This is a genomic window from Vibrio sp. 1288 (assembly GCF_033344475.1).
Genome location: NZ_JAWPOX010000734.1, coordinates 1 through 617 on the forward strand (window position 1 = coordinate 1; position 617 = coordinate 617).

1 protein-coding gene is annotated in these 617 nt (G+C 49.9%); it reads right to left on the minus strand.

Going from position 1 to position 617, the window contains the following annotated elements:
* The coding region (locus R8O11_RS29060) for an MFS transporter (RefSeq protein ID WP_318195101.1) at positions 1-575 on the minus strand (575 nt) is incomplete at its 3' end.
* Between the last annotated feature and the right edge of the window lie 42 nt (positions 576-617).

Consider the following 617-nt stretch of genomic DNA (forward strand, 5'->3'; position numbering starts at 1 on the left):
CTCCCTACATCATAGGCAAATCCAGCAAGCGCAGACCAAATTGCGACGCCAAAGTGCATCATGCTCATCGCAGATGACATTAGAACTCCTCGATATTCATCCGATAAGCTCGCTATATAAGCCTGTAGAGCCGGAGAGCCTATACCGCCTGCCAACGACCAAATTGCCAATATGGGAAGATAGGCCACGAATTGGCTCGCACCACACGCAAATACCCAGATGCTACATGGCATGCACACCATAAGCGCAATACGCATTACAGCTCGGCCACTTCCAAGGCGATGAGAAGCTCGAGTCGTGAGTAGATTTCCAAGAACACTCACGATTCCTAAAGCTGCGTACATCATGCCAATCCAACTTATCGACAGTCCCGCGACATCTCGCATATTGAGCCCAATGAGATTGAACACACCAATACCACCACCTAAGCCAAAACACATAGCCGCAATCGCACCCAACGCTCCAGGAAGGCGAAATGCCTCTATAACGGGAGGTAATGTCATTAACCGCTCGTTCTGATCGTGAGGCTCTCTCATGCATCCCCAAACTAAGGCCCCAACAGCAAGTGCCGCCATCCCTAAAATGATAAAAGCTGCTCGCCATGATAAGAGCTGTGT